This is a genomic window from Streptomyces sp. ICC1 (genome assembly GCF_003287935.1).
GTDB classification, from domain to species: Bacteria; Actinomycetota; Actinomycetes; order Streptomycetales; family Streptomycetaceae; genus Streptomyces; species Streptomyces tritrimontium.
In genome coordinates, this window is sequence record NZ_CP030287.1 from 4,858,304 (window position 1) to 4,872,927 (window position 14,624).

General features: G+C 72.6%; 16 protein-coding genes. 9 read left to right on the forward strand and 7 right to left on the reverse strand.

The annotated features are described in order from the left end of the window. Positions 1 to 10 precede the first annotated feature (10 nt). Positions 11 to 1,501, forward strand: a complete 1,491-nt coding sequence (locus DRB96_RS22930) for a hypothetical protein (protein WP_112450149.1) — start codon at positions 11 to 13, stop codon at positions 1,499 to 1,501. Here DRB96_RS22930 and DRB96_RS22935 read toward each other — a convergent pair. Both DRB96_RS22935 and DRB96_RS22940 read right to left on the reverse strand, forming a co-directional pair. Further along, positions 1,492 to 2,136 (reverse strand): TetR/AcrR family transcriptional regulator, encoded by a 645-nt coding sequence (locus tag DRB96_RS22935; RefSeq protein WP_112450150.1) that lies wholly within the window; start codon positions 2,134 to 2,136, stop codon positions 1,492 to 1,494. The genes DRB96_RS22930 and DRB96_RS22935 overlap by 10 nt on opposite strands. A gap of 37 nt (positions 2,137 to 2,173) precedes the next feature. After that, entirely contained in the window at positions 2,174 to 2,866 is a 693-nt protein-coding gene (locus tag DRB96_RS22940) for a phosphatase PAP2 family protein (protein ID WP_112450151.1), read from the reverse strand. A 58-nt stretch (positions 2,867 to 2,924) separates the two neighbouring features. On the opposite strand from DRB96_RS22940, the gene DRB96_RS43145 reads away from it, so the two are divergent. Next, complete coding sequence (locus tag DRB96_RS43145; protein WP_162688693.1) at positions 2,925 to 3,101, forward strand: hypothetical protein; 177 nt, start codon at positions 2,925 to 2,927, stop codon at positions 3,099 to 3,101. A 161-nt stretch (positions 3,102 to 3,262) separates the two neighbouring features. Here the strand turns inward: DRB96_RS43145 and DRB96_RS22945 are convergent, their stop codons facing one another. Both DRB96_RS22945 and DRB96_RS22950 read right to left on the reverse strand, forming a co-directional pair. Then, positions 3,263 to 4,201, reverse strand: a complete 939-nt coding sequence (locus tag DRB96_RS22945; RefSeq protein WP_112450152.1) for a M56 family metallopeptidase — start codon at positions 4,199 to 4,201, stop codon at positions 3,263 to 3,265. Positions 4,202 to 4,296: 95 nt separating this feature from the next. Further along, positions 4,297 to 4,851, reverse strand: a complete 555-nt coding sequence (locus tag DRB96_RS22950; protein WP_112450153.1) for a DUF5134 domain-containing protein — start codon at positions 4,849 to 4,851, stop codon at positions 4,297 to 4,299. Positions 4,852 to 5,021: 170 nt separating this feature from the next. Between DRB96_RS22950 and DRB96_RS22955 the strand changes: the two genes are divergently transcribed. Continuing rightward, positions 5,022 to 5,561, forward strand: coding sequence for a GNAT family N-acetyltransferase (locus DRB96_RS22955; RefSeq protein ID WP_112450154.1), 540 nt, complete (start codon positions 5,022 to 5,024; stop codon positions 5,559 to 5,561). A gap of 70 nt (positions 5,562 to 5,631) precedes the next feature. Here the strand turns inward: DRB96_RS22955 and DRB96_RS22960 are convergent, their stop codons facing one another. Together DRB96_RS22960 and DRB96_RS22965 are read right to left on the reverse strand one after the other, a co-directional pair. Next, a complete protein-coding gene (locus DRB96_RS22960; protein ID WP_112450155.1) occupies positions 5,632 to 6,324 on the reverse strand; it encodes a glycerophosphodiester phosphodiesterase family protein in 693 nt (230 codons plus the stop codon). Between the two features lie 190 nt (positions 6,325 to 6,514). Further along, on the reverse strand, positions 6,515 to 7,162 hold the full coding sequence (locus DRB96_RS22965) for a PadR family transcriptional regulator (protein WP_204357798.1): 648 nt from the start codon (positions 7,160 to 7,162) through the stop codon (positions 6,515 to 6,517). A 50-nt stretch (positions 7,163 to 7,212) separates the two neighbouring features. Between DRB96_RS22965 and DRB96_RS22970 the strand changes: the two genes are divergently transcribed. From DRB96_RS22970 to DRB96_RS22990, 5 genes are all read left to right on the forward strand, one after another. Beyond that, positions 7,213 to 8,349: an LLM class flavin-dependent oxidoreductase gene (locus DRB96_RS22970; protein ID WP_112450157.1), complete on the forward strand. Its 1,137-nt coding sequence runs from the start codon at positions 7,213 to 7,215 to the stop codon at positions 8,347 to 8,349. Between the two features lie 203 nt (positions 8,350 to 8,552). Further along, the gene (locus DRB96_RS22975; protein ID WP_112450158.1) at positions 8,553 to 9,959 is read left to right on the forward strand and encodes a DUF6421 family protein; all 1,407 of its coding nucleotides are present in this window, start codon (positions 8,553 to 8,555) and stop codon (positions 9,957 to 9,959) included. 26 nt (positions 9,960 to 9,985) lie between these two features. Beyond that, entirely contained in the window at positions 9,986 to 10,747 is a 762-nt protein-coding gene (locus DRB96_RS22980; protein WP_112450159.1) for an SDR family oxidoreductase, read from the forward strand. 11 nt (positions 10,748 to 10,758) lie between these two features. Continuing rightward, on the forward strand, positions 10,759 to 11,847 hold the full coding sequence (locus DRB96_RS22985; RefSeq protein WP_239516294.1) for a low specificity L-threonine aldolase: 1,089 nt from the start codon (positions 10,759 to 10,761) through the stop codon (positions 11,845 to 11,847). Positions 11,848 to 11,912: 65 nt separating this feature from the next. Then, positions 11,913 to 12,512: a transglutaminase family protein gene (locus DRB96_RS22990; RefSeq protein ID WP_112450160.1), complete on the forward strand. Its 600-nt coding sequence runs from the start codon at positions 11,913 to 11,915 to the stop codon at positions 12,510 to 12,512. Here the strand turns inward: DRB96_RS22990 and DRB96_RS22995 are convergent. After that, complete coding sequence (locus tag DRB96_RS22995; RefSeq protein WP_112450161.1) at positions 12,448 to 13,719, reverse strand: MFS transporter; 1,272 nt, start codon at positions 13,717 to 13,719, stop codon at positions 12,448 to 12,450. The genes DRB96_RS22990 and DRB96_RS22995 overlap by 65 nt on opposite strands. A 78-nt stretch (positions 13,720 to 13,797) precedes the next feature. Between DRB96_RS22995 and DRB96_RS23000 the strand changes: the two genes are divergently transcribed. Further along, a complete protein-coding gene (locus tag DRB96_RS23000) occupies positions 13,798 to 14,373 on the forward strand; it encodes a CGNR zinc finger domain-containing protein (RefSeq protein WP_112450162.1) in 576 nt (191 codons plus the stop codon). Positions 14,374 to 14,624 lie beyond the last annotated feature (251 nt).

A 14,624-nucleotide genomic window follows, 5' to 3' on the forward strand; every position in this document is an offset into this window, starting at 1 on the left:
AGTGACCTCGATGCAGACCAGCAGAGCGCGGCGCGGATCCCTGGGGGTGGCCGCGGCGGCGGCCGGCCTCCTCGCCACGCTCCTGGCGGCCGGACCCGCGGCCGCCACGCCCGACCCGGGCGACTTACTCCCGGGTGCGGGCGCGCGGCAGGGCGCCGGCACCACCGGCACCGCGGCCGGCGAGAGCCGGGAACTCGCGCCCGGAGAGATCCCGGGCCAGGACGAGATCGTCCACAGCAGGAACATCAAGCACCTGGCGAACATACCCAGCACCGACCCGGCCGGCATCAACTCCGACCTGGCGTTCCAGGGCAAGTACGCCTACGCGGGCAGCTACAACGGCTTCACCATCTACGACATCGGCAACCCGAAGGCGCCGAAGACCGTCACCGAAGTGCTCTGCCCCGGCGGGCAGAACGACATCTCGGTCCACGGGGACCTGCTCTTCCTCTCCACCGACTCCTCGCGCAGCGACGACTCCTGCAGCAGCGTCTCGCAGCCCGCCACCGAGAAGTCCTCGTGGGAGGGCATCAAGATCTTCGACATCAAGGACAAGAAGAACCCCAAGTACATCAAGTCCGTCGAGACAGCGTGCGGTTCACACACCCACACGCTGGTGCCGGGAAACCGGGACGTCTACCTCTACGTCTCCTCGTATTCCCCGAACGACGCGTTCCCGGACTGCAAGCCGCCGCACGACGGCATCTCGATCGTGAAGGTGCCCAAGAAGAACCCGACCGGCGCGTCGGTCGTCGCCTTCCCCGTCCTCTTCCCGGACGGCGGCAACCCGGGCGCGCCCACCAACCCGGGCGTCTCCAAGACCACGGGCTGCCACGACATCACCGTGCTGCCCTCCAAGAACCTCGCCGCCGGCGCCTGCATGGGCGACGGCATCCTCTTCGACATCAGCAGGCCCGAGCAGCCGCGCGTCATCGACCGGGTCCAGGACAACGTCAACTTCGCGTTCTGGCACTCGGCCACCTTCAACGAGCGGGCCGACAAGGTGGTGTTCACCGACGAGCTGGGCGGCGGCGTCGGCGCCACCTGCAACGAGGCCACCGGCCCCACCCGGGGCGCGGACGGCATCTATGACATCACCGGCCGCGGCGACCACCGCAAGCTCGCCTTCAAGGGCTACTTCAAGATCCCGCGCCACCAGGCCGACACCGAGAACTGCGTGGCCCACAACGGCTCGCTGATCCCCGTCGGCGGCGGCCGCGACATCATGGTCCAGGCCTGGTACCAGGGCGGCATCTCCGTCTGGGACTTCACCGACTCCACCCGTCCCAAGGAGATCGCCTACTTCGAGCGGGGGCCGCTGAGCACCGACAAGCTCGGCCTCGGGGGATCCTGGTCCGCGTACTACTACAACGGGCACATCTACTCGAACGACATCGCCAAGGGCCTCGACGTGCTCAGGCTCGACGACTGGCGCACCGAGAGCGCCAAGTGGGTGCGGATGGACCGGCTCAACGTGCAGACCCAGCCCGACTACCGCTGACGCGGCGAGGGAAACGTTCCGCCGGGCGGTCCGCCGTCCGGCGGGACACCCAGCTCCCAGTCCAGCCCGTACCGCTGGAACAGTTCCGCCCGCAGCCGCGCCGCCGGCATCGGCGCACCCGGCAGCAGCACCGCCACCACCGCCCCCATCAACAGGGCCCGCAGCATCGGGTAGTCGGTGTCCGCGTCCGCCGAGCCGTACCGTACGACGGTGTCCCGCAGGAGCTCCGCGAGCCGCTGCTGCTCCACGCACCGGACGAAGCCCTCCGCCTGCAGGATGCCCGCCATGTGGGTCCGCATCAGCCGGGGCTGGTCACGGGCCAGCCCGAGGATCGCGTCGATGGCGCGCGCCAGGCGCTCCCGCCCGGCGTCCGGCCCATCGGGCCGCGGCTCGCGCTCCAGCGCGGCTTCCAAGGTCAGGTGCATCAGGCGGTGCACGGCGGACTGCAGCAGCTGCCGCTTGCCGGGGAAGTAGTACGAGACCAGGCCCCGGGCGGCGCCCGCCCGGTCGGCGATGTCGCCGAGCTTGGTGGCCTCGTAGCCACGCTCGGCCACGAGCTCGACCGTGGCCTGCAGCAGCCGCTCCCGGGAACGCCTGCGCAATTCTTCATTGACCGATGCGCTGCGCGGGGACATGCTTGCTCCTGCGTTGACTGGCTCGGAGCCAGTATACTCAGCGCGCTGGAGCGTCTGTCCGGGGCGACACGGGGGATCGCCCCGGACAGACACCATCCGCCGCCGCGAGCAGGACGAGGGCCGCGCCCAGCAGCCAGCCCGCCAGGACGTCCGAGAACCAGTGGACGCCGAGGTACAGCCGGGTGAAACCGACCCCGAGGACCGAGACCGCGGCCAGGACCGGCACCAGCACCCGGGCGGCGCGAGCCGAGCGGCGGCCCGGGGCCCCGCGGGGGACCAGCCACAGGAACAGGCCGCAGACCACGCTCGCCGTCATGGCGTGGCCGGACGGATAGGCGGAGAAATGCGCCGAGTCGACCGGATCCGGCCACACCGGACGCTCCCGCCCCACCCACGCCTTCAGCCCCTGCTGAACCACCGAGGCGCCGAGCACGACCAGGGCGATCCGCAGCGCGCACCGGCCCTCGCCCCCGCGCCACAGCCAGAGGCAGGCGGCGGCGGCCAGGGCCCGCATCGTCCACGGATCCCAGATCCAGTCGCTGAGCACCCGCATCAGGTGGGTGACCCCGCGGTGGGAGACGGCGTGGGAGTGCAGGCTCCGCGCGATCCGCTCGTCCCAGGACGCGAGCGGTTGCCAACCGGCCGCCACCAGGGCCGTCAGAACGGCGACGGCCGCGAGCAGCGCCCAGCCGAGCCGGGTACGCCGCAGCCGTGACCGATCGCTCCGCATACGGTGATCCTCGCACCCGGGGCACGCCGTCCCCGGCGACCGCCGCGCGGGCGGGACGGTGGACGACTCGGAGGTGCGGTTCGCCCGCCGGGGGACCGGCCAGTGGCGCAAGTCCGCGGACACGCCCCTCGGCGAGGTGGTCGCACACCGGCTGGAGCGCCGGGCCCGGCTCGGCATCGACGCGGCCCCGCGCAACCGCGAGCGGCCGGCGCGCGTACCGCGTCGCACGCGTTAGGCCGGCTCTTTCGGATCTTGCCGGGCCCGCGACGCCCGGCACCGCGCCTGGCCGCGTTGTCGGGACGCCCGAGTACGTCCAGTACACGCAACGCCCCTCCGCCTTGCCATGCACGGCACCAGACGCCGCGGGCTCGGCCGACAAGATCCAAAAGAGACGGCCTAGGCCAGCGTGCTCAGACCCGGCCCGAACGCCACCAGCAGGGGGATCGCCGGGGCCAGGGTGGCCAGCGCGGTCAGCCGCATCCGCCGGACCGCCGGGAGCCGGGGCGCGGCCGCCAGCAGCCGCCGGACCCGCCGCGGTACGTGCGCCTCCGGGGCCGGACAGGGGCCGAAGACCCCGCGGTCCTCGTTCAGGCCGATCAGGGCCAGGGCGATGGTGAGCCGCCCGTACCGCCGCGAGGCCACGTCGTCGGCCGCCAGTTCCACCAGCCGGTGCATCTCCGCCTCGAACGCGGCGAACACCGGGATCCGCGGGAACCCCCCGGACAGCGCCCGCGAGCAGTGCAGGAGCCAGTCGTGCCGGGCGGCCGCGTGCCCCTGTTCGTGCGCCAGCACGGCGTCCAGCTGGCTGCCCTTGAGCCGGCCCAGCGCCGCCGTCGTGACCACCAGCTGAGGGGTCGGCCCGGGCAGCCACCAGCTGTCGGGCCGCTCCGCCTCCAGTACGACGAGGCGCGCCCCGGCGGCCTCCTCCCCGGGCAGCAGCGGCGCCCGCAGCAGCAGTTCGGCGTCCTGCGCGCGGCGCCGGGAGCGGGCCCGCAGGATCTCGCGGGCCAGCATCGCGCCCGTCCACAGCCCGCCGCCCGCCAGTGCCAGGGCGGTCCCGGTGGCCCACGGGCCGCCCGCGGCGCCGAGCGCGTACGCGTCGACCACCCCGCTGGGGGCGGGGGCGAACAGCCGCTTCTGTACCGCAGGCCAGGCGCCGGCCGCGCTCAGCAGCATCGACAGGGCGAAGCACAGGAGCACCGCGCCCACCACGCACTGCCACGCCCACAGGGCGACGACGGGCTCGTGCTCGGGCCATTCGGCCCGGGCCAGCAGCCGGGGCGCGAGCACCGCGGTCAGGGCGCCGAGCAGCAGGAGAACGGCGGGGACCATCATGGGTCCAGCCTATGAGCGCGCGGCTACCTGCGGGTATGGTCCGGGAGAAGGGTGACGGAGCACACGTCCGCCCCGCCCGGCGCCCGCGCCCGGCCTCACATCGTGAGCAGCATCGCCAACATCCCCATCCCCATGGTCAGTCGGCAGGCCCGGACCACCTCGGCGGCCCCGGCAGACCCGGCAGACCCGGCCGGCCCGGCCGCCCCGGCCGGGACGCCCGCGCCGCCCACCGTGACGAGCCGGGCCCCGCCCAGGACCACGTAGCCGGCGAAGTAGAGCAGCAGCAGCCCGGTCAGCAGCGGCAGCCCGGCCCCCTGGCCGTGGCCGTGCCCCGGGCCGGCTCCCGGCGCCAGGGCCATGTAGACCATGGTCAGCGAGCCCACGAGGTGGTGCGCGTGGTGGGGCCCGGTGCGCAGCAGCCACAGCGCGTGCAGCGCCGCGCCGCAGAAGACCGTGCCGAGCGCCGGCCCCTGCCAGCCGCCGCCGGTTCCCAGGGGCACCGCCATCAGGGCCATGCCGAAGCCCATCGCGGCCTCCCCGGCGGCCGCGCTCCCGCCGCCGGATCTGCCCGCCCGCCACAGGCAGTACGCGCCGCTCACCGCGCAGAGCAGGACGAGGAGCCAGGCGGAGACGGAGGTGGAGAGGGACATGGCGGGACCGTGCACGGCGGAACCTCCCGGTTCGTCGGCTTCACCGGAAGAGATGCCCCTGTTGTGCGGGCCACACGCGGCCCGAGGCTAGGCTCTGTGTGCGGGCGCCCCGCACCTCGTGCGCCGGCCCGCCGCAGTGCCAGCCGTCACACCACAGAACGGATTCCCCGATGCAGAGCGCCGACCCCCGGGCCTTGACCTTCCGCAGTGCCGTGGAGGCGGACATCCCGGCGCTCGTGGAGCTCGTCGAATCGGCGTACCGCGGTGATGCGAGCCGCGCGGGCTGGACCACCGAGGCGGACTACCTGGACGGGCAGCGCACCGACGCCGAGGGCGTGGCCGGGATCGTCGACCATCCCCACGGGATGCTCCTCGTGGTGGAGCGCGGCGGGGAGATCGTGTCCTGCTGCCACCTCGAACACCGGGAGGACCACGTCTACTTCGGGATGTTCGCGGTCCGCCCCGGCATGCAGGGCGGCGGCCTCGGCAAGGAGGTCATGGCCGAGGCGGAGCGGCTGGCCCGCGAGCAGTGGGCGGCCAAGGAGATGCGGATGACCGTGATCAACGTACGGGAGGAGCTCATCGCCTACTACGTGCGCCGCGGGTACGAACGCACTGGTGAGATGAGCCCCTTCCCTTATGGGGACGAGCGCTTCGGTGTCCCGCTCCGTGACGACCTGGCCTTCGAGCTGCTGGTCAAGTCGCTCTAGGTCAGGGCCTGTTCGGGTTCCGTTCGGTTCGGTCCGGTGCGGGCCGCGGGGTGTCCCGCGGCCCCGGACCTCAGGCGGTGAACCGGCCCGTGGAGCGGATCTCCGGGAAGTCGGTGAGCACGCCGTCGAGTTCGAGGGCCCGCGCGAGGCGCAGCCGCTCCAGCGAGTTGACCGTCCAGCCCGTCACGAGCAGCCCGGCCGCGTGCGCCGCCTCCACGGTGTGCAGGGTGAGGTGCTGGATGTTCAGGGCGATCGTTTCCGCGCCCGCGGCGACGGCCCGGGCGACGGCCGCTTCGGCGTCCGCCGTGCCCTGGTTCGCGTAGAGCACGGTGCGGACGCCCGGCACCAGCCGGGCCGCCTCCGCGAGCACCTCGTCGCTGAAGGAGGCCACCTCCACCCGCCCGGTCAGATCGCGGCGCAGCAGCAGCTCCGAGAACGCCCCGACGGCGGAGAGGTCGTGGACCTGCACGCGGAGCGGGGCCCGGACCGCGTCCAGGACCTCCTCCAGGAGCGGCACCTGCTGGCCGTCCCCGGCGTCCAGCCCGCGCAGTTCGGCCAGGGTCAGGTCGGCGACGGCTCCGGAGCCGTCTGTGGTTCGGTCGACCTCGGCATCGTGCAGGACGACGAGGGCGCCGTCCTTGCTGAGCCGCAGGTCCAGGGCGACGACGTCCATGCCGGAACGCTCCGCGCGGACGAACGACCGCAAGGTGTTCTCGGGTTCGACACCCATGACCCCGCGGTGACCGATGGTGAGGAAAGTCAAGGTTCTCTCGCTTCCGTCGACGGCGGCTCCCCGCGCGGTCGCGGTGTCCCGGCCGGCCGCGCGTGGTCGAAGACGAATGCTAGTGCGCCGCGCGGCCGATGGGACCGTCGCTGCGGGACGCCCGGGTGCCGGCCGGCCGCTTCCCGCCGGGCGCGGCGGGGCTCGGGCGCCCCGGAGGGGGCCCGTCGTGTCACCCGGGCGTGGGCGCGCCCCCATCGCCTTGACGCTCCGGCCCGGACCCCGGCGCCGGCCCGCCCGGTGCGGGGTCCGCCAGGCCCTCCAGGTCCGCCAAGAGCGCCCGGGCCAGCTCCAGTTCGGCCAGGTGCTGGCGTTCGCTCCAGCGCAGGGCGAGGGTCGGGAACGCCCAGTCCGGCTCGGCGGCCGCGTGCTCCATGGCCTCCCGTACGGCCGCCAGCTCCTCCGTGGTCCGCTCCAGGTGCTCCCCGACCATCGCGCGCAGCCGCTCGGGCTCGGCCAGGTGCCCGAGCCAGACCCGCAGCAGCAGCCCGTGCTTGAGCACCGGGGGGCCGGCCTCGGCGGTGTCGGAGGCCCAGCCGGCCAGCGCCTCGCGCCCGGCGCCGGTGATGGCGTAGCGCCGCTTGGCCCGTACCTCCTCGGGCCCCGAGCGCACGGAGGCCGCGTAGCCGAGTTCCTCCAGGCGGCGCAGTTCGGCGTAGATCTGGCTGATGGCCGGGGACCAGTAGAAGAAGCGCAGGGAGGAGTCGGCCCACTTCTTCAGCTCGTAGCCCGTCCGCTCCCCGGGGAAGGAGAGGAGGCCGAGGACGGCCCACGCGGTCGGTGGAAGGTCTTGCTTCTTCGAGGTCTGACTACTAGTCATATTTCGAATTGAAGTGAGACCGGGCACGGGACGCAACCCTGGAGGCATAAGTGAAGTTCTCCGTCATCTTCGAGGCACAGCTGGCCGACCCGACCGTGGAGCGCGAGCACCAGGTCATCCGTGACTGTGTGGAGCAGGCGGTGCTCGCCGAACAGATGGGATTCGACCGGATCTGGGCCGTCGAGCACCACTCCCTGAAGTGGTACGCCCACATGTCCGCCCCGGAAATCTTTCTGAGCTTCGTCGCGGCCCGGACGAACACCATACGCATCGGACACGGAGTCGTTTGCATGCCCTTCGGCTTCAACCACCCCGTCCGGGTCGCCGAGCGGGCCGCGATGCTCGACCTGCTGTCCGGCGGGCGCGTCGACCTCGGGGCGGGGCGCGGCGGGACCGCGCAGGAGACCTCGCTGTGCGGGGTCGACAAGGACCGCACCACGGCGGAGGTGGAGGAGGCGCTGCGGATCATCGGGAAGGCCTGGCAGGAGGAGGAGCTGGAGTACCACGGGGAACTCATCGACATCGACCCGCACCCGATCCTGCCGCGTCCGAGCCAGACCCCGCACCCGCCGCTGTTCCTCGCGTGCAGCCGGGCCGAGACCCTGGTGCAGGCCGCCGAGCTCGGCATCGGGGCGCTGGTGATGGGATTCGCCGGGCCGGAGTCCGTCGCGGGGATGCGCGCCGTCTACGACGCCGCGATCGCGGGCCGGGACGGCGGCCGCTTCGTCTCCACGGTCGTCAACGACCACTTCGCGGTGCTCTGCCCGACGATCGTGCTCGACGATCCGCGGGAGGCGCACCGGATCGGCGTCCGGGGGCAGCGGTTCTTCGCGCAGTCCATCGGCCACTGGTACGGCGGGGCGGGCGTCCCGGACGAGGCGGTGGTGGCGGGCGCCGACGAGGAGGGGGAGATGCGCAGGGCCGCCGAGCAGGTGGTCGCCCGGCTGCACGAGCTGGACATCCCGGTGCGGCCCACGTCCACGGCCACCTTCAACGCGGACCACGCCTACGGGAGCGCGGACGAGGCGATCGCGTACGTCGAGCGGCTGCGGGAGGCGGGGGCCGACGAGGTCATGTGCCTGATCCAGATGGGGACGGTGCCGCAGGAGGCCTGTATGGAGACCTTGCGGCAGTGGGGCGAGAAGGTCATCCCGCACTTCGCGGACGAGCCGGGCCGCAGCGCGTAGGCGGTACGCCGGTCGGCGTACCGCCATCGCCCCGCCGTGCCATGGCGCGACGGGGCGAAGTGGTCGGCTCCACGCGCGAGGACGGGAAGAATTTCGGTGGACCTGGGGGTGACGCAGGATAATTTCCCGCATCTCCTCTTGAACAGGAGAGCCTCGCATGCTTACGCTGCCCTGACGTGAGGTTCTCCTGTGGAGGAAGTGACATGACGGAAACTCTTGTGCCGGGTATCGGCGGTGCCGTGATAACCGCCGGTGGACGGGTGGTGGACCACCCGGCGTGGCCCGAGCTCAAGGCCGCCGTGGAGGAGATCCGGTCCTGGCAGTCGGCCGACGGCTCCATCGACTTCGAGTCCCAGGGCGCGCACGCCCGCACCGCCGCCCCGACCGTGGTCGAGCGCGTGATCGCGGCCGTCGAGGCGCTGTCGCCGCTGCTGCCGCACGGGCGGACGTACCACCAGGCCCTCGTCGCCGACCTGCGCAAGTGGGCCGACGGCGGCTTCGGAGTGCCGGACTTCCTCGACTCCCTGCTGGCCTTCCACCCGGCGGCCCACCGTGCCGACGGGCTCCAGCACCTCGTGGTCTTCCCGATGTACACCCAGAACGGCAACCCGGACCGCAACCTCGAGGCCGTCGTGCTGAAGATGGTGTGGCCCGAGTGGCTCGCCGAGCTGGAGCGCACCCGGTACGACAACCCGCTCTTCCTCGGCATCACCCTGGAGGACTTCACCCCGGGCTACGACACGCACTCCGCCGTGCTCTTCCCCGAGACCATCGCCGTGCGCGAGGCCCCGGAGCGCTTCACCTGGGGCGGGATCTTCTGCGACCGCGAGGCCGCCCGCTACCGCAAGGTCACCGAGGCCGCCGTCGACATCCTCGGCATCGAGCTGCCCGAGGACATCGCCCGCATGGTCGAGGACCAGGAGCGCTGCGAGAAGGCCTTCGTCCTGTGGGACATGGTCCACGACCGCACCCACAGCCACGGCGACCTGCCCTTCGACCCCTTCATGATCAAGCAGCGCCAGCCGTTCTGGATGTACGGCCTCGAAGAGCTGCGCTGCGACCTCACCGCCTTCAAGGAGGCCGTGAAGCTGGAGTCCGAGGGCAACGAGCACGGCCGTGACGTGCAGTACGCCGTCCTCTTCGACCGGATGTTCCGCTTCCCGGTGTCCGGCGACCGCAACCGCAACTACGACGGCCTCGGCGGCCAGCTCCTCTTCGCGTACCTCCACAAGCACGACGTGGTGCGCTGGACGGACAACAAGCTGAAGATCGACTGGATGCGGGCCCCGCAGGTCACCAACCAGCTGTGCGCCGAGATCGAGGACCTCTACCGGGCCGGGATCGACCGCCCGAAGCTCGTCCACTGGTTCAAGGCCTACGAGCTGGTCGCCACCTACCTCGCCCCGCACCCGGGATCCAAGTGGGCCAAGGGCCCCGACGCCCTGGACCTGACGCAGCCTCCGCGCAAGCTCGTGGACGACGTGCTTCCGGACGAGTTTCCGCTCAGCATGTTCTATGAGGCGCTCGCCAAGAAGCTCAAGGGAGTGATCGCCTCGACGAAGGGCATCACCGCCCCGAAGTCCGACGACGCACCGCGAGTGGCCGCGTGAGCACTCGCCCTCAGGAGGCTGCACCGATGAACGGCTCCGGGAACGGCAACGGAAAGCTCCATGGAGCGGTGGTCGCGGTGGCCGGGGCCGGCGGGCCCGCCGGCCGCGCCACCCTGCTCCGCCTCGCCGAGGCGGGTGCGGTGGTCGTGGCGTCCGACGCGGATCCGGCGCGCCTCGCCGAGGCCGTGGACGCCGCGCGCTACGCCCACGGCGGCGCCACCATCACCGGCGACACCGTGGACCTGCTCGACCTGGCCGCCACCAAGGCCTGGGCCGAGCAGACCGAGAAGGAGTACGGCCGCCTCGACGGCCTCGTCCACCTCGTCGGCGGCTGGCGCGGCAGCACCACCTTCACCGACACCGACCTCGCGGACTGGGACTTCCTGGAGAAGCTCCTCATCCGCACCGTCCAGCACACCTCGCTCGCCTTCCACGACGGACTGCTGCGCAGCGACCGCGGCCGCTACGTCCTGGTGAGCCAGTCCGGTGCGCACAAGCCGGTCGCCAACAACGCCGCGTACAACGCGGGCAAGGCGGCCGCCGAAGCGTGGACCCTGGCGATGGCCGACTCCTTCCGCAAGGCGGGGGGCGAGGACGGCCCGGGGGCCGCGGCTGCGATCCTGGTCATCAAGGCACTGGTGCACGACGCGATGCGCGCCGAGCGTCCCACTGCGAAGTTCGCGGGCTTCACCGACGTCAAGGAGCTGGCCGAGGCCATCGCCGGCGTATGGGAGCGGCCCGCACCCGATGTGAACGGACAGCGTCTGTGGCTCACTCCCCAACCGTGAAGACCGCTGCCGTGAGGACCGCGATCAGGAAGTCCCAGGCGAAGACCGACGCCCGCCGGCACCACGACCCGGCGGTGCGCGGCTTCGCCAGCGACAACTACGCCGGGGTGCACCCGGAGATCCTGGCGGCCGTCGCGCTGGCCAACGGGGGCCACCAGGTCTCCTACGGCGACGACGAGTACACGGAGCACCTGCAGCAGATCTTCCGCGGCCACTTCGGCCCGGACGCGCAGACCTACCCGGTCTTCAACGGCACCGGCGCCAACGTGACGGCCCTGCAGGCCCTCACCGACCGCTGGGGCGCGGTGATCTGCGCCGAGTCGGCGCACATCAACGTCGACGAGGGCGGTGCGCCCGAGCGGATGGCCGGGCTCAAGCTGCTCACCGTCCCCACCCCGGACGGCAAGCTCACCCCCGAGCTCATCGACCGGCAGGCCTGGGGCTGGGAGGACGAGCACCGCGCGATGCCGCAGGTCGTCTCGATCACCCAGAACACCGAGCTCGGCACGGTCTACACCGCGGACGAGATCCGGGCGATCTGCGAGCACGCGCACGGCAAGGGCATGAAGGTGCACCTCGACGGCGCCCGGATATCCAACGCCGCGGCCTCGCTCGACGTGCCGCTGCGCACCTTCACGAACGCGGTCGGTGTGGACGTGCTGTCCTACGGCGGCACCAAGAACGGGATGATGGCCGGCGAGGCCGTCGTCGTGCTGAACCCGGACTCCGTCCGGCAGATGAAGCACATCCGCAAGATGTCCATGCAGCTCGCCTCCAAGATGCGCTTCGTGTCGGTGCAGCTCGAAGCGCTCCTCGCGAAGGACCTGTGGCTGCGCAACGCCCGCCACGCCAACGCGATGGCGCGTCGGCTGGAAGCCGGGGTGCGCGCGACCGACGGGGTGGAGATCCTCTACCCGGTGCAGGCGAACGCGGTGTTCGCGCGGCTGCCGCACGAGGTCACGCGGCGGCTGCAGGAGCGCTACCGCTTCTACTTCTGGGACGAGATCGCGGGCGACGTCCGGTGGATGTGCAGCTTCGACACCCAGGAGGAGGACGTGGACGGCTTCCTCCAGGCCCTCAAGGAAGAGCTGGCCCGCTAGGCCGTCTCATTCGAGCGCAAAAATCTATAGGCATGCAGAGCTCTGCATGAGTATGCTCCTGGATCATGGAATTGATCCAGGAGCATACTGACCTTGCCGTCTACTTGGCGGCCGACGAAGCGGTCGATCACGGGCATCCGCTGGTACAAGAGACCGCCGACGCCCTGTGGACGGCCACGGGCGATGCATATTCATACGCCAAGACGGCCTTCGAGTTCGTCCGCGACACCATCCCGCACTCCGCCGACTCCGGAGATGACCGGGTCGCGTGGCGCGCCTCCGACGTCATCGGCACGCGCAACGGCATCTGCTACGCCAAAGCCCACGCGCTGACCGCCCTGCTGCGCGCCCGGGGCATCCCGGCCGGCCTCTGCTACCAGCTCCTCGGCGACGACGACGGGTCGAACCTGGCCATCCACGGGCTCGTCGCGCTGCGCCTGCCCGGCAGTGCCGACTGGGCCCGGGTGGACCCGCGGGGCAACAAGCCCGGTGTGGACGCCCAGTTCACCCTCGACCGCGAACAGCTGGCCTTCCCGGTCCGCCCGGAGCTCGGCGAGATCGACTACCCGGAGCTGTACGCGGCTGCGCACCCGGCCACGCTCAAGGCGCTCCAGGAGTCCGCGGACCGGCCGGAGCTGTGGCGGAACCTGCCGACGGCGCTGTAGCGGTCGGGGCGGTGGTCGTCACCCCGGTATCCGCCCCGGCCTTCCCGGTCCGTACGGGGCCGCGCGCTGCCACCAGCGCGTGCAGCAGCGCGGCGGCCAGCTGCAGGGCCGCGATCGCCAGCAGCAGCGTCCAGGGCGGTGCCTTCGCGGCGAGCCCCACGAGGGCGGCGCCGACCGCCGCGGCCGTCAGCTTGAGCCCCGCGCCGAGGGTGAACACCTGGGTCCGCGCCCCGGCGGGCGCGTAGTCCGAGCGGATCCGCAAGGTGGCCGTCAGCAGCGGCCCGTCGCACACCCCGGCGGCCGCGAACGCCGCGGCCGTGAGGGTCAGGGACGGGGCGAACGCGGCCGCCGTCAGTGCCACCCCGGTCGCCGCCATGGCCCAGCGGGCCAGCCGGCCGGGCGGTACGGCCGTGATCCGGCCCAGCGTCAGGGAGCCGGTCAGGGCGCCCAGGGCGAACGCCGTCATCAGCACCCCGCCGCCGCCCGGGCTGCCGAGCGAGGCGGCCAGCAGGACCGAGGTGGTGGTGAGCGCCCCGAGGCCCACGAAGGCCAGGGTCGTGGCCGAGGTGACGGCCCGCAGCTCCCGCACCCGCCACAGGGCGGCCAGGCCCGCGCCCAGGCCCGCCCGGGGCGCACCGGCGCCGGGGCCCGGGTTCCCGTACGGAAGGGTCGCCGCGAGCACCGCCGCCAGGACGCCGGAAGCCGCCAGGAGCGCCATCGCGGGTCCGGCCGAGCCGAAGCCCGCGACCAGGCTCACGGCCGCCGGGGCGGTGACCGCGGCGCCGTTGTAGGTCGAGGCGTCCCAGCCGTACGCCCGGTCGCGCGCGGGACCGGCCGGCACCAGCCCCGCCACCAGGCTCGACAGCCCGCCCGTCACCATCGGCCCGCAGGTGCCGCCGAGCACTGCCACGGCGAGCACCACGGGCGTCGGCGCCCGCCCGAGCAGCACGGCCAGGCCCGCCACGGCCGTGGTGAACCCCGCCAGGGCGCCCACGTGGAAGAGCCGGGGCCGGCGCGACCGGGCCGCGGCGGCGCCCGCGAGCGGAGCCGCCAGCACGTGCGGAGCCAGCCAGGCGGTCAGCACGAACGCACCGTGCGCCGCGCTCCCGGTGCGCTGCAGGGCGAGCAGCACCACCGCCATGCCCATCCCCTCGGAGGCGAACCGCGCGGCCAGCGCGGCGGCCAGGTACCGTCCGAGCCCCCGCATCCCGGGCTCCTTTCGCCGTGTAACGTGATGGAGAAGCAAGACGTTACGTCATTCGGGTGTAGGGCGAAAGGATCGGGCATGGCTGATTCCGGGTCGGGATTCCAGGCGGCCCGGCGGCTGGTCGATCTCGCCGAAGCGGTCCGCGTCGCGCCGGAACTTCCCCGCGCCGAGCTCGCGTCGCTGCTCGAACGGCACGGGGAGCACCCCGGAGACCTCACCGGGCAGGCGTTCACCGAGGAGGACGCGGCCGCGCTGCGCGCCGCCGCCCGGCGGATGGGAGAGGTGCTCGGGGAGGGTGACGAGGACCGCGCGGTACGGGCCCTCAACGCGCTGTTCGAGGAGTACGGCACCCGCCCCCGCCTCACCCGGCACGACGGCCACCCCTGGCACCTGCACGTGGACCGGGGGGAGCAGGCCGGCTGGGACGGCTGGTTCCTGGCCTCGGGCGCGCTGGTGCTGGCCGGACTGCTCAGCGAGTACGGACGGGTCGCCTGGGGCGCCTGCGCCGCCGAGGGCTGCGGCGGCTACTTCCTCGGCACCGGGCCCGGCAGTGCCCGCCGCTTCTGCTCCTCCACGTGCGCCACGCGGGCCCGGGTCGCCGCGCACCGGCGCCGCAAGCGCGCGGAGCAGGCCGGGCGGGCCGATCGGTCTTAGCCGAGCGGGCCCGGGGGTCTGACACGTAGCTTGGTGCACCGCGTCCGGTACATACTTTAACCACTGGCCACACTCGAGAACTACACTGTATCGGCCGTCGGGGGCGTCAGAGGTGTGAAAGAGACAGCGCATGCACACTCGACACGCCTTCTACGCGGGCATGTTGAGGGTGCAGAGGGGTCAGGGCCGTGGCCGGATGGCCCGTCGGGCAGGTGGGTAAGCAGGTGAGCCACCGGCGCAGGTCGTTGTAG